The following is a 25,959-nucleotide window of genomic DNA, read 5'->3' as shown; positions in this document are numbered from 1 at the left end:
GGCCGACGCGGGGAGCCGGTGGCCGCCCACGGGGCCACCGGCTCCGGCGCGCCATCAGCCGATCAGGACCGGGCCCGTCGCGGCCGTCGCGCGCCGCCCCGTCGCGCCCGTGCCGTCGGGCCCCCGCAGAAAGCCGAGCAGCCCGCCGGCCTCCTCCCGTACCTCGGCCGCCTCGTCCGGTGCCAGCGGCCGGAACGGGGTGACCTCCACGGTGCCGTCCCGCCACGACCAGATGCCGCGCACAAAGCCGTCCACCAGGAACACCGGGCTCACCTCGCTGCCGATGATCACCCGTCTGCGGTCCTCGTCGTCGATCACCCGCGTCCGGTCCGCATGGCCGAGGACGAGGTTGTCGAAGCGCGGCAGGAAACGCACCGGCGCGGGCCGGTCCGGATCGGCGAGGGCGGCGCCCGGCACATCGAACAGCTCCCGGCCCGCGGCGTCGTGGTACACCCGCAGCCGCGACCGCATGCCGTCGACCACCTCCCGCAGCCTGGTCAGACCGCACCACGCCTGGATGTCGCGCACCGCGGCCGGCCCGTAGGCCGCGAGGTAGCGCAGGATCACCTCGTCGATGCGGGGCCGCCGCGCCATCGGGCCGCCGAGCCACTCCTCCGCGAGGACCAGCGGGGTGGCGCCGCGACGGCCCCAGACGCCGCTGGGCGGCGGGTGCACATGCGCCACCAGCGACTGCACGGCATAGGCCAGGGCGAGGCTGTCCCGGCCGGGGAACCGGGCCGCCAGCGCACGGCCCAGCTGCGGACGGGTGAGCCCGTCGCCGCTCATCAACTCCCGGCCCGCCCGCACCAGATCGTCCGTGTCCAGCCCCTGGATGGCCCGCCCGAACGCGCCCTGGCGGGCCTTGCCGAGCACCGGGGCGAGCAGCGGATGGAGCGTGCGGAAGTCCTGGGCGTCCACCAGGTGCTGGGTGTTGCGCTGGAGCTTGGCGCGGACGACCGAGCGGTCGTGCAGCAGCGCGGTCAGTCCGTCGTGCCGGAAGTCCGCGAGCCGTGCCCACAGGCCCACATAGGGCGCGTCGGGCTCCTGGCCCTGCAGGCCCATCAGATGCCGGACGGCGTCGAGGGGGCTGAGGCCGGCCCGGTCGAGCAGTAACTGCCGGTCCAGGTAGGTGCGGTTGAGAGTACGCAGGGAGAGCGGGGACATGCGCCCATTGTTGCCGTCCGTACTCGACCGTCGCTCGAGGCGGCGCCGCCCGGCTCCGCGGTCAGTCCTGGAGGCGGGCGGCGCCGGTGGTGAGCAGCGAGAGCAGGCTGCGCGCCTGGACGTTGAGGTAGTGGCCGTGCCGGACCAGCGCACCGAGCATGCCGGGCGTGACCCACCGGTAGCCGGGCGGCAGGGCATCGTCGGGTGCGTCGTCCGACGCCTCGACCAGCAGATAGCGGCTCTCGGCGTGGAGGAACCGGCCGCCCTCCTCGGAGTGGACCGCCGCGTACCGGATGCGGCCGGGCGGCGCCGTCAGCACCGTGTCGAGGAACGGCGGCCGCTCGTCCGGGGGCAGCGCCGCGTGGTTGCCCGGCACGCACTGGACGGTCGGCCCGAGTTCGACGGTGTCGAGGAAGCCGCCCTCCACCCGTGCGTGCACCAGCACCTGCGGGACGCCCCCGATGCGGCGGGTGAGGAAGGCGGTGACCCCGAGTCCGCACGGCTCGATCAGGGGCTGGCTCCAGCCCGCCACCTCGCGGCTGCCGGCCTCGACGGCCACCGCCACCACACGGAAGTACCGGCCGTCCGGGCGCTCGACGGTGTGCGTCCCGCGCCGCCAGCCCGTCACCGCGTCCAGGGGGACGAGCTCGGCGCCGACCGTGTGGCGGGAGCGCTCCGCGGTGAACCACGACAGCAGCTCCGTATCGGCGTACGGCGCACCGCCGGGCCCCGGGCCGCCGCCGGTGGGCACCCCCGCGAGGACCGTCCGGGCGTCCATGTTCACCAGGTTGTCCCGGCGCAGCAGCCGGCCGATCTGTCCCAGCGTCAGCCAGCAGAAGTCCTCCGCGACCGGCACCGCGTCGCGGGTTTCGACGATCATGTTCCGATTGCTCTTGCGGAAGAACCAGGAACCGTGTTCGGACTGGAGCGAATCGGCCACCACACTGCCCGGGGCGGGCCGCAGGAAGTGGTCGAGGTAGGGCACGTCCGCGCCGCGGTGCACCTTCGTGTAGTTGCTGCGGGTGGCCTGCACGGTCGGCGACAGCTGGAGCAGATTCCGGTTTCCCGGCTCCATCTTGGCCTGCATCAGGAAGTGCAGCACCCCGTCGAACTCCTTCGCCAGGAGGCCCAGGATGCCGACTTCCGGTTGCTTGATGACGGGCTGCTGCCAGTCGGGGTACGGCCCGTCGCCGACCGAGACCCGCAGCCCCTCCACGGTGAAGAAGCGCCCGCTGTCATGCCCGAGGTTCCCGGTGCCGGGGGCGAAGGACCAGCCCGTCAGCGCCGCGAACGGGATGCGCCGCACCGCGAAGCGGTGGGACGCGTGGCGCTGTGCCATCCAGCCGGGGACCTCGGCGGTGCGCAGCCACGCGCCGGCCTCGGTCACCGCGGCCGAACGCGCGAAGCGCTCCACCAGATCCGCTGCCGTGCGTGGGGGCGTGGCGGTGGCCATGGCCTCAGGCTCCCCAGGTGACCGGAAGGCTGGTCAGGGTGTGGTTGATCTCGCCGGTGTGCCAGGGCAGTTCGCTCTCGGGTACGGCCAGCCGCAGGTCCGGGAAGCGCCGTACCAGCCCGGCCAGGGCGATCTCCATCTCCATCCGCCCGAGCTGCTTGCCCAGGCAGTAGTGGATGCCGTGGCCGAACGAGATGTGCGGATTGCGGCCGCGGGAGAGGTCCAGCCGGTCCGGGTCGTCGAAGACCGCCGGGTCGCGGTTGGCGGAGGCGAGCGACAGCAGGACCGGCTCGCCCGCGGCGATGTGCACCCCGCCGATCTCCAGGTCCTCCACGGCCATCCGCGGGAACCCCGAGGTGTCGGTGGCGAACAGGTTGACGTGCCGCAGCAGTTCCTCGACGGCGGCGGGTATCCGGCCGGGGTCCTCGACGAGCGAGCGCCACTGGTCGCGGTGCCCGGCCACCAGCGCCAGCACGGAGTTGGCGAGCTGGTTGGCGGTGGTGTCGAAACCGGCGCCGATGAGGGTGAAACCGAACGTCACCAGCTCCTGTTCGCTGAGCCGGTCGTCGTGGTCCCGGGCCGCGATCAGGTCGGAGAGCATGTCGTCGGCGGGCTCGGCCCGCTTGTCGGCGATCAGGCCCACGATGTACTCGTTGAGCTTGGCCAGTCCGGCCAGGGACTCCTCGCCGCCGGCCCGGTCGTCGACCGTGGCGAAGGCGCGGGCGTAGGTCTCGAACTGCCGCAGATCCTCGCGCGGGACGCCGAGCAGCTCACCGATGACCGTCAGCGGCAGCGGCACCGTCAGCTGCTGCACCAGATCCACCGGACCGCCGCGGTCGGCCATGTCGTCCAGCAGCTCGTCGGCCACCTTCTGCACACCGGGCCGCATCTGCTCGACCCGCCGGGTGGTGAACGCGCCGACCACCAGCTTGCGCAGCCGGGCGTGTTCGGCGCCGTCCAGCGAAATGATCATCTCGGGCGTGGTCGTCATCGACCCGCCGATCCGCGGCGCCCCGGGCCTGCAGGTTCGGGCCCTGCTGAGCCGGGGGTCGGCCAGGGCCGCCCGGACGTCCTCGTACCGGGTGACCAGCCAGGCGTCCACACCGCCTGCCGTCCGCACCCGTACCACCGGCTGGTCGGTGCGCAGCCGGGCGTAGTGCGGGGCCGGGCCGTTGTAGGACGAGCCGGGGAAGGGGAACGCGTCGGAGACGGGGCAGGCGGACAAGGGGCACCTCCGCGGTGTGCGGCTGGTTCGGATCGGATCGGACCGGGGGCGGCCGGTGGCCGGACATGTCCTAGGACGGGTTGTGGATCTTGTCGGCCCAGGCGGGGGAGTCATGGGTGACGATGCGCGAACGGGTGTACAGCTCACCGTCGATACGGACCAGGACGTCGTCCACGACGGTCGTCGGCTCGAAGCTGACCTTGCCCGCCGCGTCCGTCATGCTCACGATCGCCTGGTAGCGCACCCGCAAGGTGTCCTCGTCGACCGGCTCGATGTGCATCCGGTCGAACCAGTAGCGGTACACCAGACCGTCGTAGTACGAGACGTTGCGCTCCCGCGCCTCGCGGGCCGAGATCTCCTCGACGAGCGGCTGCTCCGGGTCCCCGCGGCGCGCCCGCATCTCGGTCAGCAACTGCTGCCGCCCTTCCAGCTTCCAGCCGCCGGGGCGGTGCTCGATCGAGCCGTCCTCGGTCAGGGTCTCCAGGAACTCCTCCAGCTTCCGGGCTTCCAGGAGCGGCATCTGCCGTGCGTAGAACTGCTGCACCTCGACATACAGATCCGCGGTCACCCGCTGCACGGTTGCCTGCGTTACCTGGGACACATCGGCTCCTTCCGGTCATGGCGCGCCACCGTCGCCGGTGGGTCTGTGGCGCCGTCCAAAGTGACGTGCCGAGCTGGACGCGCCCTGGAGAGGCACTACAGCGCCGCGTGTCCCCGGCCGGACCTGCGACGTTGTGCAGGCCGGCGCCGCGGACGGCGCGGCGGACCCAGCACGGACGAGAGGCGAGAGAGGCATGCCGACCATGGCTGACCCCCGGATGGACGAATGCGAAGAGCTCCTGGCGGCCTGGCAGGAGCACCGCGAGGCGCTGCGCCGGGCGTTCGGGGGCCTCAGCGAGGAACAGGCACGCAGCGCCCCCAGCGTCAGCACGCTGTCCCTGGCGTCGCTGCTCATCCACGCCGTACGCGGCGAGCCGGCCTGGATCCCGGTCATCGCCGGCCGGGGCGCCGACTGGCTGCAGCGCGACGGACAGGCCGAGTTCGAGGTGCCCGCGACCGGCACGGTGACCGGGCTGCTGGCCGAGCACGCGCGGGTGGGCGCCGACGTGGCCCAGGCGGTGCGGGCGGTCAAGGACTTCGACGAGCGGGTCCCGATGCCCAAGACCCCGTGGGGCCCGCAGGACGAGCCGCGTACGGTCCGGTGGATCCTGCTGCATCTGATCGGGGAGGCGGCCCGGCACGCCGGCCACGCCGACCTCATCCGGGAATCCCTCGACGGCGCCAACGCCTTCGACCTGCAGCAGGCCGCGCCCGACGCCTGACGGCACCCGGCCCGTCGTACCGCCCGGCGCTGGACCGGCGCCCGAGGCGGCCGCGAGCGGGCCGGGATATCCCTGGGGTGTTTCAGCCCAGGCTGCCGACGGAGGAGAGTCATGAGCGCTGGTGTGGGTCCCGGCATTCCGCAGAAGGCGCGGGAAGTACGGCTGTCCGAGCACTTGGAGGGTGAACTGACCCTCGGCCACTTCGACATCGTCGAGGTCGAGGTGCCGGAGCCGGCGCCCGGCGAGGTCCTGGTCCGTACGGACCATCTGCCGCTGGCGGCGGCCTACCAGGATCTGATGCGGGCCGACTGCCCGTTGCCGCTGCCGCCGTTCCAGGTCGGCGAGCGGCTCGGCGGGGGCGCGCTGGGCACGGTGGTCCGGTCCGCGAGTCCCGACCTGGCCGTCGGTGACGTCGTCCAGTCGATGTCCGGCTGGAGCGAGTACTCCTGCGGTCCGGCCAACACCTACTTCAAGGTGGACCCGGACCTCTTCCCCAGCCCGGTGTACTACCTGAGCCAGGGCCCCACCGCCTACTACGGCATGGCCGATATCGCACGGGTCGGCAAGGGCGACGTGGTGTTCGTCTCCGGCGCGGCCGGCGGGGTGGGCTCGCTCGCCGGGCAGATCGCCAAGTGCCGGGGCGCGGCCCGGGTGATCGGCAGCGCCGGCAGCCAGGAGAAGGTCGACTACCTCGTGGGCGAACTGGGCTTCGACGACGCCTTCGACTACCACGACGGCCCGGTCGTCGACCGGCTGCGCGAGCTGGCCCCCGACGGCATCCAGGTCTTCTTCGACAACGTCGGCGGGGAGCAGTTCGAGGCCGCGATCGAGGTCGCGGCCCCGCATGCGCGGTTCGCCCTGTGCGGCGCCCTGTCCGCGCAGAACGGCTCCCAGGCGTACCCCCGGCTCGACCTCATGACGGCCATCACCAAGCATCTGGAACTGCGGCCGTTCGCGACCTACCACACCCCCGAGCAGATCACCCAGTGGACGCGGCACTTCGCGATGTGGGTGGCCGAGGGCACCTTCGTCTTCCCGCACACCGCCGTCGAGGGCGGCATCGAGACCGCGCCCGCCGCCCTGATCTCGCTCCTCCAGGGGGCCTACCGCGGCAATGTCGCCCTGCATCTGACGGCCGGGGAGTGAGCGTCAGGAGCCGACCGGATCACTCCGTTACGGGCAGGCACTCGGCGAGCAGGTCGACGATGTCGTGCCAGGCCCGCAGTGCGTGTCGTGGGTGGTGGCCGACGCCGGGGCGCACGATGTGGTCGACCGTCGGGTGGTGGAAGGCGTGCAGGGCGCCGCCGTAGACCGTGAGCCGCCAGTCGACGCCCGCGGCCTGCATCTCGGCTGTGAACGCGTCCCGTTGCGCGGGCGCCATGATCGGGTCTTCCGACCCGACTCCGGCCCACACCGGGCAGCGAATGCGTGCCGCCTCGCCCGGCCGGCCCGTGGTCAGCGCGTTGACGGTCCCGATCGCGCGCAGGTCGACGCCGTCCCGCCCGAGTTCCAGCGCGATCGCGCCCCCGGTGCCGTAGCCGACGGCGGCGATCCGGTCGGGGTCGGTCCGCGGTTCGGCACGCAACACGTCGAGCGCCGCGTGGCCGATGTTCCGCATCCGGTCGGGGTCGGCGAGCAGCGGCATGCAACGGGCCAGCATCTCCCCAGGGTCGTCCAAATAGCGCCCGCCGTGGAGGTCGAAGGCCAGCGCCACATACCCCAGCTCGGCCAGGGCATCGGCCCGGCGGCGCTCGACGTCGCTGAGCCCCGTCCCCTCGGGCCCGATCAGGACCGCGGGCCGGCGGTCGGCACCGGCGGGGAGCGCGAGGTGCCCGATCATCGTGAGGGCGTCGGCCGGGTAGGTGACCGTACGCGTGGTGAACGTCGTCATGAGGCTGGACTGTAGTGATCACCGAGCCCGGTCGGGCCGGTGTTCACCGCCGGCAGACAGCGAGTACAGCCGGGGCCGTGAACAACGGCTTGGCGTCGACCGCTTCACCCGTCCCAAGTCCGCCGCACGCCCCTATCGTTGGCCGATGTGCGCACACCCTGTTGACCGCCCGCGTGCGGCCCCTCACTCCCACCGGCGCGCGATGATCGCCACCGGCACGCGGTACCGCAGGACGCCCCGTGCGTCATGTATCCGGGACACCCCGCAACTGGTGAACGCCGCGCCCCGGCACACGCCCGTCTGGTCGATGTCCACCCAGCCCGTGCACCGGCCGTCCGCGTCGATGAGGGGTTCGGTGATCCGGTAGGAGAACGCCGATGTGCCCGTGGCGCTCCAGGAGCCGCAGCCGGCGGTGCCGGAGAGCAGCAGGGCCGCGCCCCGCGGGGTGAAGACGAAGGTGCTGGTGGAGGTCTCCCTGGGGCGCCGCACCAGCGCCCGCCAGGTACCGGCCGCGGCCGGCGGCGGGGTGTGGTCGGCGAGGTCCGGGCGGGAGCGGGGGAGCGGCATCGGGCCTCCTCGGGGATGCGGCCGCCCAGTGTCCGGGCGGCTCCTCGCACTTTGCTGGAGCACCGCGCGTGCAGCGTGCTTCGAGCGCCCGTCGAGGCGGCGGCCGCAGCCTGGCCCGACCGGTCCACCACAGCAGACGCGCTGCGCGCGGGGGAGGAACAGCATGAAGCGTTCGGCAGGCGGAGCACGACGGCCGCGGAGTGCGGTCGTCGTGGCGGCCGCGGTCCTGGCCGCGGTACCGATGGCCGGCACGTCGACGGCCCTGGCCCCGGCGGGAGCGGGCGACCCGGCACCGCGCACGGAGCGCACGGCCGCCGCGAGCCCCGTCGGGAGATGGGCCCTGAAGGTGTCCTTCGAGGGACGGACCTATGACAGCACCGTGCAGTTCACCCCGGGCGGTACGGCCTTCATCGTGGGCGGCGGCGCGGGCAGTTGGAGCCGCACCGGGGACGGGCGCTTCACCTTCCGGATCGCCGAACCCGTCTGGGGCTCCCAGGGCGACTACCTCGGCCGGGTGAGCGTCGACCAGAGCGCCCGGCTCACCGGCGACACCTTCACCAGCAGCGGCGTCTCCCGGCAGTACGACGCGGACGACGTACTCGTGCGCAGCGTGCAGGCGCACGACACCGGCACCCGCTCCTGAGTCACTTGCCCCAGATCTTGCGGTACGCCTGGCGGTAGCCCTCGGAGTCCCAGGAGAGCGCACCGCCGCTGTTGGCGGAGGTGGCGATGTGGACGGGGGCGGTGTACCCGCTGTCCGGGGCCTTGCTGAAGGCGCGGTTGAACTCGTCGACGATCTGCCAGCCCTGTTCGGAGAGCGGCTCGGGCACGGTCGCTGCCTGGAACTCCTTGCCGTTGACCCGCTGGAAGGCCGACGGGTCGCCGTCACCGGCACCGATGTTGAACGGGGCACCCGCGCCGTCCTTGCCCGCGGCGCGCAGCGCGGGGGCGGCGTGCTGGAAGTACAGGTCGTTGATGGCGGCGGAGTAGGTCCACTTGCGGCCGAAACGGGACAGCAGCGAGCGGACCTCCTTGATGGACCGGCTGTTGACCTGCGGAATGGGCATGTTGGTGTAGCTCAGCAGCTCGGTGCCCGAGCACGTCGCGAGTTCCTTCCTGATCAGGTCGGACTTGCGCTTCGCGAAGGGCACCGTGGCGTCGGTGAACAGGACGACGCCCGCGTGCCCGTTGGACCGGGCGATGATCCAGTCAGCGCTGATCTTCGCCACGTCCTCGACCCGGGAGGTGACGTTGCTGAAGAGTCCGGGGGATTTGCCGGGGGTCGGCGCGGCGTGCCAGCCGACCAGCGGAATGCCCTCGGCACGGGCCTTCTTGACCTCCGCCGGGGTCGTCGAGGGGTCGAATCCGCTGATGACGATGCCGTCCGGCTTGAGGCGCAGGGCCTGCTTGAAGGCGGCCTTGAGGCCCTCCGGTGTGCCCTGGCCGTTGAGGGTGCGGGCGTGCCATCCGACGATCTTCGCGGCTTCCTGGACACCCTGGGCGACTCCGGCGACGCCGGGGTTGGTCAGGGTCTGGGCTATGTAGACGACGGTCTTGTCCTGGACGGCCTCGGGTCCCGTGGTGGGCCCCTCCCAGGGTGCGCTCACGGCCTCGGCCTTCTTGACCGCCTGCTTGGCCCTGGCGAGGGCGGTGGGGCATCCGGGCTCGGTGGAGCCCTGGTGGGACGCGGCGGCGCCGCCGGATTCACAGCCGGCGACGGTGGCCATGACCAGGAATGCGGCGGCGGTCACGACCGCCTTGCGGGTGGGGTGCACGGGTCTCCTCGCAGGGCAGCGGGATGAGGATACGGGTGGGGTGGGGGAGACAGGTTACGGGTGACGGCGCTCCGGGGAGCAGCCGCCTCCGGCAGGCCCGGCGTACGCCGCCGACACAGCGCGCACACCGGAACGAGTCACTCCACATACTCCACTCCCCGTCGGAAACCGGCCAACCAGGCCATCCCGCCCGACGCCGCACCCCCCGGTGAAGACAACGGGCCAAACATGACAAAGAGTTGAATACAGCCTGATCATTGGTAGTCCTGTGGTGCCTGTGCGTGCACAAGCGGTAGTGTTCACGGCCGTCGGAGGTGTGGCGTGATCCTTTCGCTCGTCATGGGCTGGGAATCGCGATCGCCACCCTCCGTGCCCGTCGTCGGCGGTCGGCACCAACACCCTCTCGGTCCCCGCTCAGGAGCACGTCGTAAGGAGACCTGGGTGTCTGCGGACGCAACGGACCCACCACACGCACCGGACCGTTCCCGGCGTTCGCCGTCGGGGCCGCGGCTCCGTCAGCGCACGGGTGCGCTCCTGGACCGCTGGCCGTTCCGGCGGAAGCTCAACGTTCTGGTGATCGCGCCGGTCGCGGTCGTCGGCGTCCTGCTCGCCATCGGCGTCGACAGCCAGATGAACAAGGCCCTGGACGCCGGCCGCACCGAAGAGCTGGTGCGCGACAGCGAGCAGGTCACCAGGCTGATCAACGACATCCAGGCCGAACACCGGCAGGCGCTGCTGCTCTCCGTGGAGCAGGAGGCGGCCCGGCCCGGTGCCGCACTGCCGTCGACCGCCACCTACCGCCAGGCGCAGCGGAGCACCGACGCACAGGTCACCACCGTGCGTTCCGCGTTCGGGCCCGACTTGCCGAAGGAGGGGGCGCGGGCGCTGGAGTACGTCCGGGGCCTGGCGGTGCTGCGCGACAAGGTCGAGCGGGGCTCGGTGCCGGCCGCCGGTATCGACCCCGCCTACGCCGCCGCGGTCGACTACCTGATCGACGGCATCGGCCTCGACCGCTTCCTGGGCACCTCGTCGTCCTCGGTCACCGATCTCCTCGACACGGTGCTGCGCGCCGACGCCGCCCACGCGACCTACGAGAGCGGGGTGTTCTCCGCCCAGACCCGGGACGCCAACGCGCTCACCGAATACACCCGTGCCGTCGGCGCCCACCGGCTCTACGAGGAACAGGCCGCCCACTTCGCCCGGATCGCCTCGCCGGGCCAGGTCCTGCGCCTCGGCGGGATCGAGCGGGACGCCGAGGCGAACGGCATCGACGCGCAGTTCGCGGAGCTGCAGATCGACCCCGGCTCGCTCCAGGGCCAGACGCCGGAGCAGCTGCGCAAGGCGATCGCCGCGGGCAGCCGGCAGGCCGGGGCCCGTCTCGACATCACCCGGTCGCTGATCGATGACATCGCCGCCCGTGCCGACAGTCTGTCCGCCGATGCCCTGCGGAACGCGCTGCTCATGCTCGGCCTCGCGCTGCTCGGCTTCGCCTCCTGGCTGACCTTCTCCGTCCAGGTCCGGCGCTCGGTGGTGCGTCCGCTGACGGCCCTGACCGGCGCCGCGCAGCAGGTGGTCGACGTGGCCGGGGAAGAACTCGCCCGCGTCGAGGAGGACGAGTCGACGGACAGCACCCCGCTCCGGCCGCGGCCGATCCCCGTCCCGGTGCGCGACGAGATCGGCCACCTGGCCGAGGCGTTCAACCAGGTGCAGGTCACCGCCGCGGCGCTGCTGGAGCGGCAGGTGCTCAGCCGCCGCAACGTCGCCGAGATGTTCGGCAACGTCGGACGCCGGGTCAGCAACCTGACCTCCCGCCAGCTGATGCTGATCGACGCCGTGGAACGCGAGGAGACCGACCCCGACGTGCTCCAGCGGATGTACCGCATCGACCACATCGCGGTACGCCTCCAGCGCAACGCCGACAGCCTGATGCTGCTCGCCGGCGTCCGGGACCCCGAGCTGGAGGCCCGGCCGACCAGCCTGGTCAACGTCATCCGGGCCGGGCTCGGTCAGATCGAGGGCTTCCAGCGGGTGTCCCTGCGGTCCGAGACCGAGGTCACCGTTGGACCCGACGTGGTCGACGACCTGACGCTGATGCTCGCCGAACTGCTGGAGAACGCGGTCTCGTTCTCGCCGTCCGACACCCCCGTCGAGGTGGTCGTCCGCCCCGGCACCGACATCACCGCGGACGGCGGGGCCCTGATCGAGATCATCGACCACGGCCTCGGCATGAGCGCCGACCGGCTCGGCGAGGAGAACTCCCGCCTGGTCCGCCGGGAGCGGCTCGACCTCGTACCGACCAAGGTCCTCGGCCTGTTCGTGGTCGGTATCCTCGCCCGGCGCTCGGGCATCCGCGTCGCCCTCAGCCGTACACCGGGCGGCGGCATCACCGCCGGAATCTATCTCCCCTCCGCGCTGCTGCCGGCCGTGCTCCCCGTCGGCTCCCCGTCCCCGGCGGCGGATCCGTCCGCGACGGAGACCGGGGACCAGGCGCGGGAACAGGCCGGGGAACAAGCCGGGGAACAGGCCGGAGAGCCGGACAGTGCGGGTGCGGGTGCGGGTGCGGCGCCCGGCGCCGGGGCCCCGTCGGCGCCGTCCGCCCCGCCTGAGCCCGCCGCGCCCGGGTCCGGGCAGGCTCCCGCCACGCCGCTCCCCGTGCGGACCTCCGCCGCCCCCGAGCGGCGGCCCGTCACCCCCGAGCGGCAGGGCGAGCTTCCCCGGCGCCTCCCGCGGCGTACGGACGAGGAGCGGACCGGCTCCCCGGCCGGTCCGCGCTCCGCACCGGCCGGCCGCCCGCTGCGACGGCGGGTACGAGGCGCGACCCTCACCATGACCACTCCGGCGGCCGACCGGGAGACCCAGGCCCCGCGCGGGCCCGTCGACGCCGACGCGGTCCGGTCCGAGCTCGACGAATTCGAAGCCGCAGTACGCCGGGCGGAGCAACAGAGCGCTCCGCCCCAGGGGGACCCAGCGCCCTCGCCACACCAGCAACCCCGGAAGGAGTCGGGCAGTGACGACGCCGACAGGTAAGAGCAGCCCCGAGCGGGCGGAACCCATGGATCTCACAGCCGCCGCGGCCGACTTCACCTGGCTCCTCGACCGGTTCGCCAGCGAGACCGCCGGTGTCGTCGACGCCATCGCGGTGTCCTCCGACGGCCTGCTGATCGCGGTCTCCCGCCTGCGCGAGCAGGCCGACTCCGAACGGCTCGCGGCGATCGTCTCGGGCGTCACGAGCCTGGCCGCCGGTGCGTCCGGCAACTACGGCCTGGGCGGCCTGAACAAGGTCATCATCGACCTGGAGGGCGGCCACGTGCTGGTGTCGGCCATCGGCTGCGGTGCCGTCCTGGGCGTGGTGACCTCGAAGGAGGCCAAGCTCGGGAACATCGCCTACGAGATGACCCTGTTCGCCAACCGTGCGGGCGGCGCGCTCACCCCCCAGCTGGTCATGGAGCTCAAGAAGAACGCCGGCGCCGCACCGGCCCGCTGACCGTTCCCCTCCGCGGAGGCGGGATACGGGTACCGAGAAGAGGATCATGATGGCCGCCGGTGAACCAGGACCGGACGAGGACGGGGGTCCCCCCAGCTCGTGGGGGTCGCCCCGCCCGAACGAAGCCGGGAGCGGGGCAGGAGCCGGGAGTTCGGGGGCGGGCGACGCCCCGGGCACGTCCGAGCCGGTCGGCCGCGCTCCCGCGATCCGGCCCTTCCTGCTGACCGCCGGCCGGGTGGCGGGGGGCGGCACCGGCGGGTCGCTGCCGGTCGAGACCCAGATCGTGGCGACCTCGTCCGGGATCACCGCCCTGGGGTCGCTCGCCTTCGAGCAACACGACATCGTGGCCGCCTGCCGGCGGCCGCAATCGGTGGCGGAGCTGGCCGCCGGACTCCGCCTCCACCTCAATGTCGTCCGGGTGCTGGCGGAGGACCTGCGCACCGCCGGCCATCTGGCGGTGCACGTCCCGGACGCCGGCACCACCCAGGACATTTCCGTACTGCGAAGGGTTATCGATGGTCTCCGCGCCGTCCCCGACTCACGAGGCGCACTCCGTGACAGCGGTTGAACAGCCGCCGGTACCGGTCAAGCTGGTCATCGCCGGCGGCTTCGGCGTCGGCAAGACCACGGCCGTCGGCTCGATCTCCGAGATCCGGCCGCTGACCACGGAAGCCGCCATCACCGAGGTCGCGGCGGGGGTGGACGACCTCACCCACACCCCCGGCAAGACCACCACCACGGTCGCCATGGACTTCGGCTGTCTCACCATCGATCCGACGCTGAAGCTCTATCTGTTCGGCACGCCGGGCCAGGACCGGTTCGGGTTCATGTGGGACGACGTGGTCGAGGGCGCGCTCGGCGCCCTGGTGATCGTGGACACCCGCCGCCTGGACGACTGTTACGCCGCGGTGGACTACTTCGAGCACAAGGGCATCCCCTTCGCGGTCGCCGTCAACGCCTTCGACGGTGAGGTCCACCACGCCCTCGACGAGGTGCGCTGGGCGCTGGACGTCTCCTCCCACGTACCGGTGGTCGTCTTCGACGCCCGCGCCACCGGCTCGGTGCGGGACGCGCTGCTCGTCGTCCTCGACGTCGCGCTGTCCCGCGCCGAGAACGGCGCGGCGGGCTGACGACCCGGACAGCGGAGGGCCGGCTCGCGCGACGCCGCGTCATACGGCGGCGGCCTCCTGGAACGCCTTGAAGCCGAAGCCGGGCGCGGCCGCCTCCCGCGGGGTCGGCAGCGGCGCTCCCGCGCCCATCAGCCGCCGGGTGATCATGTGGTCGGCCGGCCGGTTCACCGACTCGGTGGCGAGCAGCCGGTTGCCCCGGAAGCACAGCAGCGAGAACCGGCCCGCGCCGGGATCGCCGAGGGTCACCACCCGGTCGTGTCCCGTGCCGATCCCGGCGATCTGCAGCCGCAGGCCGTACTGCTCGGTCCAGAACCACGGCAGCGCCGCGTACGGCCGGGGCGTCCCGCAGAGCGCGGCGGCCACGCACCGGGCCTGGTCCGACGCGTTCTGCACCGATTCCAGGCGGAGCGGGCGCCCGGTGTGCGGGCTGGGGAACCGGGCACAGTCGCCGATCGCGTACACGGCGGGGTCGCTGGTGCGCAGATGCCCGTCGACGAGGATGCCGTCGCCCACGGCGAGACCGGCCTCGGCGGCCAGCCCGACGTCCGGCAGCGCGCCGATCCCGACGACCACCAGATCCGCCGCGATCCGCTCCCCGCCGTCCAGTTCGGCCTCGCAGACCCGGCCCGCGCCGTCGCCGTGCAGGGCCGTCACCTCGCGGGAGAGCAGGACCCGGACGCCGTGGGCCCGGTGTTCGGCGAGCAGGTGCGCCGACATCGCGCCGCTGACCGCACGCGCCAACAGGCGGGGCCCGAACTCCACGACGGTCACCGCCAGCCCGGCCGCCCGTGCCGTCGCGGCGACCTCCAGTCCCACGAACCCGCCGCCGATCACCAGGAGCCGGCCGGTGTCGCGCATCCGGTCCCGCAGCCGGCCGGCATCGGTGAGGGTGCGCAGGGTCAGCACCCCGTCCAGCCGGGCGCCGGGAACGGGGAGCCGCCGCGCGCGGGCGCCGACGGCCAGGACCAGGTGCTGGTAGCCGAGGGTGCGCCCGGAGGCGAGGGTGACCCGGTTGCCGTTCCGGTCGAGCCGCACGGCCGGGTCCCGGCCCACGAACTCGATGTCCCGCTCGGTGTGGAACGAGGCCGGGCGCAGGGCGAGATCGGCGACGCTCCTGGCACCGGCGAGGAACTGCTTGGACAGCGGCGGCCGTTGGTAGGGCGGGACGCCCTCGGCGCCGACCAGGGTGATCCGCCCGCCGAAGCCCTGGGACCGCAGCGCGGCGGCGGTGTCCGAGCCGGCCTGGCCCGCACCGATGACGACGACCGACGGCGCTGCCATCAGCTCTGGGTCTCCGGCAGGTGCACCACGAGCCCGTCGATCTCCTCGGAGACCGGCAGCTGGCAGCTGAGGCGGCTGGTCGCGCGGCGCGGGGCGGCGGTGCCGTAGAGGACGTCGTCCTCGGACTCGTGCATCGCGGGCAGCGGCAGCGCGTTGGCCTCGTCGATGTACACATGGCAGGTGCCGCACTGCGCGGAACCGCCGCACTGGGCCTCGATCCCGTCGATGTTGTTGATCTTCGCGCCGCGCATCACGGTGTTGGGCACCGGGACGTCGACGACGGTCTCGGTTCCGTTCGGGTGCCGATAAGTGATCTTGGCCATGGAGCTCTCCTCGTCGGGTGACGGCCGGCGGACGGGCGGTACAGGTGCCACGGGGCGCCGTGCGGCGCCGGCCGGGCCGGGGCGTGTCCTTGCGAGGTCACCAGGTGACCGGCAGCTCCCACAGCCCGTAGATGACCGCGCCCTCCTTGCGCGGGATCTCCAGGAACGGCTTGGCCAGCCGGAGGGTCGGGATGCGCCGGAAGAGCTTGCTCCACACGATCTCCAGCTCCAGCCGCGCCAGGTCCGCGCCGATGCAGTGGTGGACGCCGTGGCCGAAGCCGAGGTGCTTGCGGCTGCCGCGGGTGATGTCGAGCTTCTCCGGCTCGGGGAAGGTCTCCGGGTCGCGGTTGGCGGCCAGCCCCAGGCACAGGATGCCGTCGCCCTTGCGGATCAGCGCCCCGCCGATCTCGATGTCCTCCAGCGCCACGCGCGGCACCGCGGTGTCCCCGATGGTGGCGAACCGCACCAGCTCCTCGACGGCCGGCTTGACCAGCGACGGGTCGTCCAGCAGCAGTTGCAGCTGGTCGGGGTTCTCCAGGAGGCAGGCGGTGCCCAGCGAGATCTGGCTGGCGGTGGTCTCGTGTCCGCCGTTCATCAGCAGTCGCACCATGTTGAACAGGTCCCGGTCGGTGTACTCCTCGCCGGACGCCGCGTAGTCGGCCATCGCCCGGCTGAGCAGATCGTCGCCCGGTTCGCGCTTCTTGAGCTGGATCAGCTCGTCCACATAGGCGTTGACCTCGACGATGGCGGCCTGCCGCTCCTCGGTGGAGCTGTGCCCGCCGAGCAGGGCGGTGCCGTGCTTGATGAAGAAGTCGTGCTTGTCCTGCGGGATGCCGAGGAGTTCGCAGATGACGGTCATCGGCACCGCCAGCGAGAACACCCGGTGCATGTCGACGGGCGGCTGCATGCCCAGCATCAGGTCGAGGTGCTCGTCGACGATCTGCTCGATGCGCGGCCGCAGCCGCTGCACCTGCCGGTTGGTGAAGGTCAGCGCGGCCTTGCGCCGGGTCGTGGTGTGCTCCGCGCCGTCGTACCCGATGAACGAGGTCTCGGTGCGGTACTCCGGCGGCGCCACGAAGTAGAAGGGGAAGTTGGCGTGCTTGCGCGAGGCGCTGACCCGCGGATCGGTGAGCAGCTTGCGGATGGTCTGGTAGCCGGTCACCGTCCATATCCGCAGCCCGGAACCGGTCAGGGTCACCTCCGAGACGTCCTGCTCGGCCATCGCCGTGTACTCGGCCGGCGGGCTGAAGGGGCACAGGCGCTGATAGGGGAAGGTCTTGGCGCCGGTGGCCGCGCCGGGTCCGGTGGCAGAGGTCGTCACGATGAGTCCTTTCCAGAAGGGGCGTGGGTCAGCGCAGGGTGCGGAAGAAGGCGCGCAGTTCGCGGACGAGGTGTTCGGGCTGTTCCAGGGCGGGGAAGTGGCCTCCGTGCGTGTGGTCCTTCCAGTCCCGCAGATCGGTGAAGCGGCCCTCGATCCAGGGCCGCGGCATCCGGCCGTCCTTCGGGTAGTTGGCGATAGCGGTGGGGACGTGGACGGGGGCCAGCGCCAGCTTGTTCTGGCTCTCCCAGTAGATCCGCGCCGACGACGCGGCCGACGCGGTGAACCAGGACACCGATACGGCGTCCAGCAGCCGGTCGCGGGAGATCACCTTCTCCGGGTCCCCGTCGTGGTCGCTCCAGGCCCAGTACTTCTCGGCCATCCAGGCCAACTGGCCCGCGGGGGAGTCCGTCAGCCCGTAGCCGAGCGTCTGCGGCCGGGTGGTCTGGAGGACCGAGTAGCCGCCCTCCTCCTGCTGGAACCGCTTCATGGCGGCCAGGCCTGCCAGGTCCCGCTCGGACAGCTCGGCCTGCTCCTGCGGCGGACGGGCGAACGGCATCGTCAGATGCAGCCCGAGCAGACTGCCGCGGTCGGTTTCGCCGATCACCGCCGAGATGAAGGAACCCCAGTCCACCCCGTGCGCCGCATAGCGCGCGTACCCGAGCCGCGTCATCAGCTCCTGCCATGCGGCGGCGGTCCGCTCGGCGGTCCAGCCGGCCTCGGACGGCTTGTCGCTGAAGCCGTAGCCCGGCAGGGAGGGGCACACCACGTGAAACGCGTCGGCCGGGTCCTCGGGGTCGGTCAACGGGCCGATGATGTCGAGGAATTCGACCACCGAACCGGGCCAGCCATGGGTGATCAGCAGCGGTACGGCCTCCGGGTGCGGGGAGCGCACGTGCAGGAAGTGGATGCCCAGCCCGTCGATCTCGGTACGGAACTGCGGCAGTGCGTTCAGCCGGGCCTCGGTGGCCCGCCAGTCGTAACGCTCCGCCCAGTAGGCGCACAGGTCCTTCATGGCCGACAGCGGGACGCCCTGGGACCGGTCGGACACGGTCTCCGCCTCCGGCCAGCGGGTCCGGGCGAGCCGCAGCCGGAGGTCGTCGATCTCCGGCTGCGGAATGTCGATGCGGAACGGGGTGATTGCCGGGCTCATGTGAACGTCCCCTCCAGCGCTGCGGCGTGCCTCGGTCGCACCGAGGCTAGAAGCGGGCCCTGAACAGCGGGTCGAGCCCGGGTGGACCAGGGCCTGTCGTCAACGTCCCGTCTTCGCCCACAGGTCAGGCGGGGCGTTGACGACAAGGCCCGACGCGCCGCCGCGGGTCAGCCGCCCTGCGGGCCGCCCACGTCCATCCCGCCGTCGATGGTGAGGACCTGCCCGGTGACCTGGGCGGACGACGGATGGGCCAACTGCACGATCCAGGGCGTGATGTCGTCGGTCTCGGCGACCCGGCCCAGCGGGATGCTCTGCGCGACCCCCGTGAACAGACCCTCGACCTCCTGCGGCGCCAGGCCGTTGGCGGCATAGGCGTCGGTACGGACGAAGCCGGGGGCGACCGCGTTGACCCGGATGCCCTGCGCGGACAGTTCGGCCGCCCAACTGCGCGTCAGGCTGTGCACGGCCGCCTTGCTGGCCGAGTACAGCGAGCTGCCGGGGCCCGGGTTGTGGCCGCCGCGGCTGGAGACCAGCACCAGGCAGCCGCCGGGCGTCCGCAGCAGCGGCAGCAGCTGCGCGGTGAGCAGGACCGGGCCCATCACATTGGTGTCGAGCACGTCCCTGGCGGCGGCCACGTCCAGCGCCGCCAGCGGGCTGAAGCGGAAGATGCCGGCGTTGTGCACCAGCACGTCCACCGTCCCGCCGTGCGCCCGTACGGCCTCGGCGACCGCCTCGGCGCCCGATTCGGTGGTGACGTCGGCGGTCACCGGGACCACCGCGGAGTGCGCCGCGGCGGTCCCGGCCAGCCGTTCCTTGCGGCGGCCGGTGACGATCACCTTGGCCGCGCCCTGCTCGGCGAAGGCGAGCGCGGTGGCGCGGCCGATGCCGCTGCCGCCGCCGGTGACGACGACGGTCCTGCCGGTGAACGGTGCGTGGGGCATGGCGGGTTCCTCTCGGGAAGGCCGGGCGGCTCGTCCGCCCGGGGCAGGGTCGTACGGGCGCACCTGCCGTGACGGGAGGGCGCTCTTACCCTCCGGGCGGTGCGAAGCGGATGTCGTGCACGCCGGCGTCGGCCGCGGCGAACGCCAGCAGACGGGCGCCCTCCTCGGTCAGGGCGGCGCGGTCCGCCGCACCGAGCGGCGCGAACGGCTCGATGCGCAGGACCGCCCCGTCACGGTCGCGGTCGAGGGCCCACATCCCGCGGACGAAACCGTCGACGAGGAAGGTGGCCCGCACGATGCCGTTGCGGGTGAAGATGCGCCGGCGGTCCTCGTCGCTGATGATGCGGGACCGGTCGGCGTGCGACAGCAGGATGTTGTCGAACTCCGGAAGGAACCGCACGGGGACGCTCTGGCCGGGGTCGGGCAGCGGCGCCCCGGGGACGTCGAACAGCTCGTTGCCGGCGCCGTCCCGGAAGGTGCGCAGCCGGTCCCGCAGTGCGTCGAGCACCGGGCGCAGCCGGGTCAGCCCCGACCAGGTCTGTACGTCCTTGACGGTGGCAGGACCGTACGCCGCCAGATAGCGCAGCACCATCTCGTCGAGGGACGGCTCGGCCACGAGCGGTTCGCCCAGCCAGGACTCGGCGGTGGCGTACCGGGTGCGGCCGCCCACCCCCCAGATGCCGCGGGGCGGCACCTGCACCAGCGGCAGCAGCGTGCGCGCCGCGTACGCCAGATGCCGCGCCGCCACGTCGGGCCACCGCTGTCGCAACGCCTCGCCCAACTCCGCGGTGGTCAGGGCGGTGTCCGCCAGCGCCGCGCGCGCCGCGGCGGCCAGTTCGGCCGGGTCCACCACGCCGTCGACCGCCTTGCCGGACCCGCTGCCCACCCACAGATCGCGGTCCAGGGCCGGCTGGGTCAGCGGACGCAGCGTGCGGCAGTCCTGGGCCGTGACGAGATGAACCGTGCTGCGCATCACGGCGATCCGGGTCAGTGAGCGGTCCCCGATCGCCCCCGCCACATCCTCGATCGCCAGCCCTTCCAGCCGGGTCCACAGGCCGATGTAGGGCGGGTTGGGCGCCTGGGCCTGCAGTCCGACGAGCCGGGTCACCGCGTCGACGACACCCAGCCGGTGGCGCCGCAGCAGCAACTGACGTGCCAGCAGTGCGCGGTTGAGGGCACGGGTGCTGAGGACGGGGCCGTCGTCCTCGCCGTTGTGCGGGCGGCTGCTCGCCGGCATCCGGGTGGCCATCGGGTTCCTTCGGTCGTGGTGCAGGAGGGGCAGGCCCACTATGGACCGCGCAGCTCGCCTCCGGCTCGAACCACGCGCGGGCGGGCGTCGGCGTGGCGCGAGAGCCCCTCAAGGCCCGGTGCAGCGACCGCTGTCACCCTCCGCGGATGCCGCCTTCCTCCTTCGCCGGCCGTCCGCCCGCCGGTACACCGTCCCGCCCCGCCGCCCCTTCCGCGCCGCTCCACCGGGACCCACGGTGAGCGGCGGCCCGCTGCACGGGCTGCGGGTGCTCGAACTCGCCGCGATCGGCCCCGCGCCCTACGCCTGCATGATGCTCGCCGACCTGGGCGCCGAGGTGATCCGCGTCGACCGGCCGGGACAGCGGCGCGCCTTCGCCGCCTGGCACCGCATCCTCGACCGCGGCCGCCGGACGGTCGCCCTGGACCTCAAGGACCCCTCGGACACGGGGCTGCTGCTGCGGCTCGTGGACGGTGCGGATGTGCTGGTCGAGGGCTTCCGGCCCGGGGTGGCCGAGCGGCTCGGGGCCGGGCCCGGGGTGTGCCGCGACCGCAACCCCGCGCTGGTGTACGGCCGGATGACCGGCTGGGGCCAGGACGGGCCGCTGGCCCATGCTCCCGGCCACGACATCAACTACATCGGACTCACCGGAGCGCTGCACGCCATCGGACCGGCCGGCGGCGCCCCGGTCCCGCCGGTCAACCTGCTCGGCGACTTCGGGGGCGGCGGCATGCTGCTGGTCGCCGGGATCCTCGCGGCACTCGTCGAACGGTCCCGCTCCGGCCGGGGCCAGGTGGTGGACGCCGCCATCGTCGACGGCACCGCGTCGCTGACGGGCATGCTGCTGGCCATGGAGCAGGCGGGCGAGTGGGGTGCGGACCGAGGCGGCAACCTGCTCGACGGCGGTGCGCCGTTCTACACCGTCTACACCTGCGCCGACGGCGGGCATGTCGCGGTCGGCGCGCTGGAGGAGCGCTTCTACCTGGCGCTGCTGGCGGGCCTGGGACTCGACGCGGCCCGGCTGCCGGACCGCGACGACCCCGCCAACTGGCCAGCCCTCCGACGGGAGTTCGAGGCCCGGTTCGCGACCCGTACCCGCACCGAGTGGACGGCCGTCTTCGAGGGCACCCAGGCCTGTGTGACCCCCGTCCTCAGTCTGCCGGAGGCCGCCGGCCACCCGCACCACCGGGCGCGCGGCACCTACCTCCGCACCGCCGACGGCGTGCAGCCGGCCCCCGCGCCCCGCTTCGAACGCACCCCCGCACAGCCGGAGCCGACGGCTCCGCACGCGGCTTCCCGGCACCTGCTCGCCCGCTGGGGCCTGACGGAGCCGGAGCGCGCCCGGCTGTCCGCGGCCGGGCAGCCCGCCCCAGCCCGCTGAGCAGGTCCCCGCCCCGCCGGCCCGTCGGACGACACAGCACGGAGACGGAAGGCACCGGGAGGGGAGAGCCGGGGGAGGGAAGGGGGGAAGACGGCGAAAACCAGCGGGGGTTGAGCGCGCCGCGACCCGTCCGCCGCATTCTGCGCCGGCAGGTCCCAGGCCGCCCGCCGCCGTGCAGCGGCGGCCGGCGACGCGGTGAGGAAGGACGTCCCATGAAGGCACTCGTGTTGGCCGGCGGCCTGGGCAGCCGGCTGCGCCCGTTCAGTCATTCCATGCCCAAGCAGCTGATCCCGATCGCCAACCGCCCGGTGCTCGTCCATGTGATGGCGGACCTGCGCGACCTCGGCGTCACCCAGGTCGGACTGGTCGTCGGGGACCGGGGCGACGAGATCGTGGCCGCCCTCGGCGACGGCACCGGCCTCGGCGTCGAGCTCACCTACATCCGGCAGCACGCACCGCTCGGCCTGGCGCACTGCATCACCATCGCCAGGGACTTCCTCGGCGACGACGACTTCGTGATGTACCTGGGCGACAACATGCTCACCGACGGTGTGGCGGACATCGCCCGGCAGTTCCGGGCCGACCGCCCCGCCGCCCAGGTGGTGGTGCACAAGGTGCCGGACCCCAGGGCGTTCGGGGTCGCCGAGATCGACGAGAACGGCCGGGTGGTGCGGCTCGTGGAGAAGCCCGCCGAGCCGCGCAGCGACCTCGCCATGACCGGCGTCTACTTCTTCACCCCGGCCGTGCACGAAGCGGTCGCCGCGATCGAGCCGAGCGCCCGCGGCGAACTGGAGATCACCGACGCGCTGCAGTGGATGGTGTCGAACGGCGCGGAGGTACGGGCGCGGATCTACTCCGGCTTCTGGAAGGACACCGGCAGGATCGAGGACGTCCTGGACTGCAACCGCGAACTCCTCGACCGGCTGGCGCCGTCCGTGCGCGGCACGGTGGACGGGGCGAGCGAGGTGACCGGCCCGGTGGTGATCGAAGAGGGCGCCCGGGTCGTCCGCTCACGCCTCACCGGCCCGGTCATCATCGGCGCCGGCACGGTGGTGGAGGACAGCCACGTCGGCCCGCACACCTCCATCGGCCGGGACTGTGTGCTGACCGCGGCGGAGGTGGAGTACTCCATCATGCTGGACGGGGCGACGGTCCGGCGCGTCGGCGGTGTGCGCGGCTCGGTCATCGGCCGGGACGCGACGGTCACCTCCGCCGTCCGCACCCGGTGCTCCCGTCTCGTCGTCGGCGACCACTCCAGCGTCGAGGTCGCCGCCTGACCGGCGGGACCGGACACCCTCGCGGTGCGGCGGCCGTGGCAGCCGTCGCACCGGGCGTCGTGCTGCCCGTACGCCGCACCCCCTCTACGTGCCCCGGCGGTCCCGCGCGGCGGCCGCTTGAGCGGTCCTCCATCCCCGCTCCACCCCGCCGCCCGACCGTGACCGCTCCGAGCCGCCGACCGAGAGCGGCGTGAGTCAGGGACGGAGGGACCATGGCCGACCAGCGTTTCCAGCTCTACGACACCACCCTGCGGGACGGAACGCAGCAGGAGGGCATGGTGCTCACGGTGGAGGACAAACTCGCCGTCGCGCGCCATCTGGACGCCTTCGGCGTCGGGTTCATCGAGGGGGGATGGCCGGGAGCGGTCCCCAAGGACACCGAGTTCTTCCGCCGCGCCGCACAGGAACTCCAGTTGCGCAACGCCCAGTTGGCGGCCTTCGGCGCGACCCGTAAACCCGGTGCCATGGTGTCCAACGACCCCCAGGTGCGCGCACTGCTCGCCTCGGGCACCCCGGTGGTGACCATCGTCGCCAAGAGCCACCCGCGCCATGTCGAACTGGCCCTGCGCACCACGCTCGCCGAGAACCTCGCCATGATCGGCAGCACCGTGCGCTTCCTCGTGCACGCGGGCCGTCGGGTGTTCGTCGACGCCGAGCACTACTTCGACGGCTACCGCCTCAACCGCGAATACGCCCTGGAGGTGGTGCGGATCGCCGCCGACGCCGGCGCGGAGGCGGTCGTGCTGTGCGACACCAACGGCGGGGGACTCCCGGACCGGATCGGCGCGGTCGTCGACGACACCCGCGCCGCCACCGGCGTCCGCCTCGGCATCCACTGCCACGACGACTCCGGCTGTGCGGTCGCCAACACCCTCGCGGCCGTCGACGCGGGCGCCGACCACGTCCAGGGCACCGCCCACGGGTACGGCGAACGCTGCGGCAACGCCGACCTCTTCACCGTCACGGCCAACCTGCTGCTCCAACGCGGACTGGAGGTGGTCTCCCTCGACCAGCTGCGGGAGATGACCCTCTCCGCCGGGTCCATCGCCGAACTGACCGGCATCCCGGTGCGCACCGCCGCCCCCTACGTCGGCGCGGGCGCCTTCACCCACAAGGCCGGGCTGCACGCCTCCGCCCTGCGCGTCGACCCCGGCCTCTACCAGCACGTCGACCCGGCGCTGGTCGGCAACGCGATGCACACCCTCGTCTCCGACATGGGAGGCCGCTCCTCCGTGGAGCTCAAGGCCCGCGAACTGGGCTACGACGTCGAGGCCGGCTCCGAACCGGTCGCCCGCGCCGCCGCCCGCATCAAGGACCTGGAGACGCGCGGCTACAGCTTCGAATCGGCCGACGCCTCGTTCGAACTGCTGCTGCGCGAGGAGCTGCAGGGCGCCGTCGCCGGAGCGCTGGAGTGCCCCTTCGACGTCGAGACCTGGCGGGTCGGCGTGGACCGGCGGCCCGGTGGCGGCACCCGCACCCAGGCCTCGGTGCGGCTGCGGGTCGACGGGGTGCCGCTGAGCGCCGCCGGCGAGGGCAACGGACCGGTCAACGCCCTGGACCGCGCGCTGCACACCGCACTCGACCCGTTCTTCCCGGAGCTCGCCGCGCTGGAGGTCGTCGACTACCAGGTGCGGGTCCTGCCCGGCAGCGCCGGACCGGGCGGCGGCAGCGGCGCGGCCGCCCGGGTACTGGTCACCTTCAGCGACGGGCAGCGCCGCTGGGGCACCGTCGGCGTGGACGAGAACACCGTCGCCGCGTCCTGGCGGGCCCTGCTCGACGCGGTCCGCTACGTCCTGCTGTCCGGTGCGCGGACCGGCGGCGAGCGCCGCCGGGCACTGCCGACCGCCGCCGTTGCCGACTGAACCCGCCGGCGCGCCGCCGAGCACCCGGCCGCGCCGGCCGCGAACCACACTCCAGGAGTGGCTGTGCGAGTGGACGACATCTTCATCCGGGGGACCGCGACCAGGCTGCCCTCCTCCTTACCGATCGCCGACGCGGTCGCCGACGGAAGCTGCCCGCCCCAGGTGGCCCGGGCCACCGGCATGCTGTCGGTGGCCCACTCACCGCACGAGTCGGCCGCCGAGATGGGCGCGGCGGCCGCCCGCGCGGCCCTCGCCAGGGCCGCGTCCGCCCCGGCCGACATCGCGCTGATCCTGCACGCCGACACCTACCACCAGGGCCAGGACCTGTGGCCGGTCGCCTCGTACATCCAGCGCGAGGCGGTCGGCAACACCTGCCCGGCCATCGAGATCCGGCAGATGTCGAACGGCGGGATGGCCGCCCTCGACCTGGCCACCGCCTACCTCACGGCGACCGCCGGCCGCCGGGACGCCCTGCTCAGCGCCGCCGACCGGTTCTGTGCGCCCGGCATCGACCGCTGGCGCACCGACCCCGGCACCCCCTACGCCGACGGGGCGAGCGCCCTGGTGCTCTCCCGGCAGGGCGGCTTCGCGCGGCTGCGGTCGCTGGCGCTGCTCGCCGACCCCGAACTGGAGCCGATGCACCGCGGTGACGAACCCTTCGGCCCGGCCCCCTTCAGCCACCGCACCCCGGTCGACTTCGAGGAGGCCAAGCGCGCCTTCGTCGGCCGGGTCGGCATGTCCTTCGCGATCAGTCGCGCCAACGCCGGCCAGCGCACCGTCGTCAAACAGGCCCTGGCCGATGCGGACCTGGAACTGGCCGAGGCGGAGTGGGTGGTGCTGCCGCACTTCGGCCGCCGCCGGCTGGAGGCCATCTACTACCGGCCGTACGGCATCGACCCCGCCCGCACCACCTGGGAGTGGAGCCGCACCGTCGGGCACCTCGGCGCCGGTGACCAGTTCGCCGGCCTGGACCACCTCGTCACCTCGGGCCGGGCGGTGCCCGGCGACCGGATCGTGCTCATCGGCGTCGGCGCGGGCTACAGCTGGGGCGCCGCCGTCGTGGAGATCTGCGACCGCCCCGCCTGGGCACGGGCCTGAGCCCGCCCGCGGCCCGGACCGGTGAGCCGCCGGTCCGGGCGCCGTCCGACCCGCGCTCCAGCTCCGCT

The 25,959-nt window shown here is 73.1% G+C and carries 24 protein-coding genes; 11 read left to right on the top strand and 13 right to left on the bottom strand.

Annotated elements, in window-relative coordinates:
- Positions 1-54: 54 nt before the first annotated feature.
- The 4 genes from Scani_RS12775 to Scani_RS12760 all read right to left on the bottom strand — a co-directional run bounded on the left by Scani_RS12775 (position 55) and on the right by Scani_RS12760 (position 4,443).
- Positions 55-1,164, bottom strand: a complete 1,110-nt coding sequence (locus tag Scani_RS12775) for a winged helix DNA-binding domain-containing protein (protein WP_159474002.1) — start codon at positions 1,162-1,164, stop codon at positions 55-57.
- Positions 1,165-1,225: 61 nt separating this feature from the next.
- A complete protein-coding gene (locus Scani_RS12770; protein WP_159473999.1) occupies positions 1,226-2,617 on the bottom strand; it encodes an NDP-hexose 2,3-dehydratase family protein in 1,392 nt (463 codons plus the stop codon).
- Between the two features lie 4 nt (positions 2,618-2,621).
- Positions 2,622-3,842 carry a cytochrome P450 gene (locus tag Scani_RS12765; protein ID WP_246295738.1) on the bottom strand — a complete coding sequence of 407 codons (1,221 nt, stop codon included), beginning with the start codon at positions 3,840-3,842 and terminating at the stop codon, positions 2,622-2,624.
- 70 nt (positions 3,843-3,912) lie between these two features.
- Positions 3,913-4,443, bottom strand: coding sequence for a nuclear transport factor 2 family protein (locus Scani_RS12760; RefSeq protein ID WP_246295736.1), 531 nt, complete (start codon positions 4,441-4,443; stop codon positions 3,913-3,915).
- A gap of 193 nt (positions 4,444-4,636) precedes the next feature.
- Here Scani_RS12760 and Scani_RS12755 point away from each other — a divergent pair, with 193 nt between their 5' ends.
- Positions 4,637-5,164 (top strand): DinB family protein, encoded by a 528-nt coding sequence (locus tag Scani_RS12755; RefSeq protein WP_159473985.1) that lies wholly within the window; start codon positions 4,637-4,639, stop codon positions 5,162-5,164.
- A gap of 111 nt (positions 5,165-5,275) precedes the next feature.
- Positions 5,276-6,310 (top strand): MDR family NADP-dependent oxidoreductase, encoded by a 1,035-nt coding sequence (locus Scani_RS12750; protein ID WP_159473982.1) that lies wholly within the window; start codon positions 5,276-5,278, stop codon positions 6,308-6,310.
- A gap of 19 nt (positions 6,311-6,329) precedes the next feature.
- Here Scani_RS12750 and Scani_RS12745 read toward each other — a convergent pair whose 3' ends face one another.
- Positions 6,330-7,055 (bottom strand): dienelactone hydrolase family protein, encoded by a 726-nt coding sequence (locus Scani_RS12745; RefSeq protein WP_159473979.1) that lies wholly within the window; start codon positions 7,053-7,055, stop codon positions 6,330-6,332.
- Between the two features lie 183 nt (positions 7,056-7,238).
- Complete coding sequence (locus Scani_RS12740; RefSeq protein ID WP_159473976.1) at positions 7,239-7,622, bottom strand: hypothetical protein; 384 nt, start codon at positions 7,620-7,622, stop codon at positions 7,239-7,241.
- A 163-nt stretch (positions 7,623-7,785) separates the two neighbouring features.
- On the opposite strand from Scani_RS12740, the gene Scani_RS12735 reads away from it, so the two are divergent.
- Entirely contained in the window at positions 7,786-8,265 is a 480-nt protein-coding gene (locus Scani_RS12735; protein ID WP_159473974.1) for a hypothetical protein, read from the top strand.
- Position 8,266: 1 nt separating this feature from the next.
- Here Scani_RS12735 and Scani_RS12730 read toward each other — a convergent pair whose 3' ends face one another.
- Positions 8,267-9,397, bottom strand: coding sequence for a substrate-binding domain-containing protein (locus tag Scani_RS12730; protein WP_159473971.1), 1,131 nt, complete (start codon positions 9,395-9,397; stop codon positions 8,267-8,269).
- A 573-nt stretch (positions 9,398-9,970) separates the two neighbouring features.
- On the opposite strand from Scani_RS12730, the gene Scani_RS12725 reads away from it, so the two are divergent.
- Genes Scani_RS12725 through Scani_RS12710 form a run of 4 tightly spaced genes read left to right on the top strand, consistent with a single transcriptional unit; the run spans position 9,971 to position 14,011 of the window.
- The gene (locus Scani_RS12725; protein WP_159475859.1) at positions 9,971-12,424 is read left to right on the top strand and encodes an ATP-binding protein; all 2,454 of its coding nucleotides are present in this window, start codon (positions 9,971-9,973) and stop codon (positions 12,422-12,424) included.
- Positions 12,425-12,449: 25 nt separating this feature from the next.
- Positions 12,450-12,881: a roadblock/LC7 domain-containing protein gene (locus Scani_RS12720; RefSeq protein WP_159475856.1), complete on the top strand. Its 432-nt coding sequence runs from the start codon at positions 12,450-12,452 to the stop codon at positions 12,879-12,881.
- A gap of 49 nt (positions 12,882-12,930) precedes the next feature.
- The gene (locus Scani_RS12715) at positions 12,931-13,449 is read left to right on the top strand and encodes a DUF742 domain-containing protein (RefSeq protein ID WP_371872348.1); all 519 of its coding nucleotides are present in this window, start codon (positions 12,931-12,933) and stop codon (positions 13,447-13,449) included.
- Positions 13,397-14,011: a GTP-binding protein gene (locus Scani_RS12710; protein WP_159473965.1), complete on the top strand. Its 615-nt coding sequence runs from the start codon at positions 13,397-13,399 to the stop codon at positions 14,009-14,011. Before Scani_RS12715 ends, Scani_RS12710 begins: the two co-directional genes overlap by 53 nt.
- Before the next feature lie 39 nt (positions 14,012-14,050).
- Here Scani_RS12710 and Scani_RS12705 read toward each other — a convergent pair whose 3' ends face one another.
- The 6 genes from Scani_RS12705 to Scani_RS12680 all read right to left on the bottom strand — a co-directional run bounded on the left by Scani_RS12705 (position 14,051) and on the right by Scani_RS12680 (position 20,276).
- Positions 14,051-15,292 (bottom strand): NAD(P)/FAD-dependent oxidoreductase, encoded by a 1,242-nt coding sequence (locus Scani_RS12705; protein ID WP_159473961.1) that lies wholly within the window; start codon positions 15,290-15,292, stop codon positions 14,051-14,053.
- Complete coding sequence (locus tag Scani_RS12700) at positions 15,292-15,615, bottom strand: 2Fe-2S iron-sulfur cluster-binding protein (RefSeq protein WP_159473958.1); 324 nt, start codon at positions 15,613-15,615, stop codon at positions 15,292-15,294. Before Scani_RS12700 ends, Scani_RS12705 begins: the two co-directional genes overlap by 1 nt.
- Before the next feature lie 97 nt (positions 15,616-15,712).
- Positions 15,713-16,936 carry a cytochrome P450 gene (locus Scani_RS12695; protein WP_246295734.1) on the bottom strand — a complete coding sequence of 408 codons (1,224 nt, stop codon included), beginning with the start codon at positions 16,934-16,936 and terminating at the stop codon, positions 15,713-15,715.
- A 28-nt stretch (positions 16,937-16,964) separates the two neighbouring features.
- On the bottom strand, positions 16,965-18,086 hold the full coding sequence (locus tag Scani_RS12690; protein ID WP_159473955.1) for an epoxide hydrolase family protein: 1,122 nt from the start codon (positions 18,084-18,086) through the stop codon (positions 16,965-16,967).
- A 167-nt stretch (positions 18,087-18,253) separates the two neighbouring features.
- Positions 18,254-19,027 carry an SDR family NAD(P)-dependent oxidoreductase gene (locus Scani_RS12685; RefSeq protein ID WP_159473952.1) on the bottom strand — a complete coding sequence of 258 codons (774 nt, stop codon included), beginning with the start codon at positions 19,025-19,027 and terminating at the stop codon, positions 18,254-18,256.
- Positions 19,028-19,112: 85 nt separating this feature from the next.
- Positions 19,113-20,276 (bottom strand): winged helix DNA-binding domain-containing protein, encoded by a 1,164-nt coding sequence (locus Scani_RS12680; protein WP_246295732.1) that lies wholly within the window; start codon positions 20,274-20,276, stop codon positions 19,113-19,115.
- A 235-nt stretch (positions 20,277-20,511) separates the two neighbouring features.
- Between Scani_RS12680 and Scani_RS12675 the strand changes: the two genes are divergently transcribed.
- The 4 genes from Scani_RS12675 (at position 20,512) to Scani_RS12660 (ending at position 25,891) form a co-directional block, all read left to right on the top strand.
- Positions 20,512-21,654, top strand: a complete 1,143-nt coding sequence (locus tag Scani_RS12675; protein WP_246295730.1) for a CaiB/BaiF CoA transferase family protein — start codon at positions 20,512-20,514, stop codon at positions 21,652-21,654.
- A 212-nt stretch (positions 21,655-21,866) separates the two neighbouring features.
- Positions 21,867-22,931: a glucose-1-phosphate thymidylyltransferase gene (locus Scani_RS12670; protein ID WP_159473946.1), complete on the top strand. Its 1,065-nt coding sequence runs from the start codon at positions 21,867-21,869 to the stop codon at positions 22,929-22,931.
- Positions 22,932-23,143: 212 nt separating this feature from the next.
- Positions 23,144-24,793: a citramalate synthase gene (gene cimA, locus Scani_RS12665; protein WP_159473943.1), complete on the top strand. Its 1,650-nt coding sequence runs from the start codon at positions 23,144-23,146 to the stop codon at positions 24,791-24,793.
- Positions 24,794-24,856: 63 nt separating this feature from the next.
- Positions 24,857-25,891 carry a ketoacyl-ACP synthase III family protein gene (locus Scani_RS12660; protein ID WP_159475847.1) on the top strand — a complete coding sequence of 345 codons (1,035 nt, stop codon included), beginning with the start codon at positions 24,857-24,859 and terminating at the stop codon, positions 25,889-25,891.
- The last annotated feature ends 68 nt before the right edge of the window (positions 25,892-25,959 follow it).

The organism is Streptomyces caniferus, assembly GCF_009811555.1.
Lineage (GTDB): Bacteria > Actinomycetota > Actinomycetes > Streptomycetales > Streptomycetaceae > Streptomyces > Streptomyces caniferus.
This window is presented reverse-complemented; position numbering and strand designations above follow the sequence as displayed.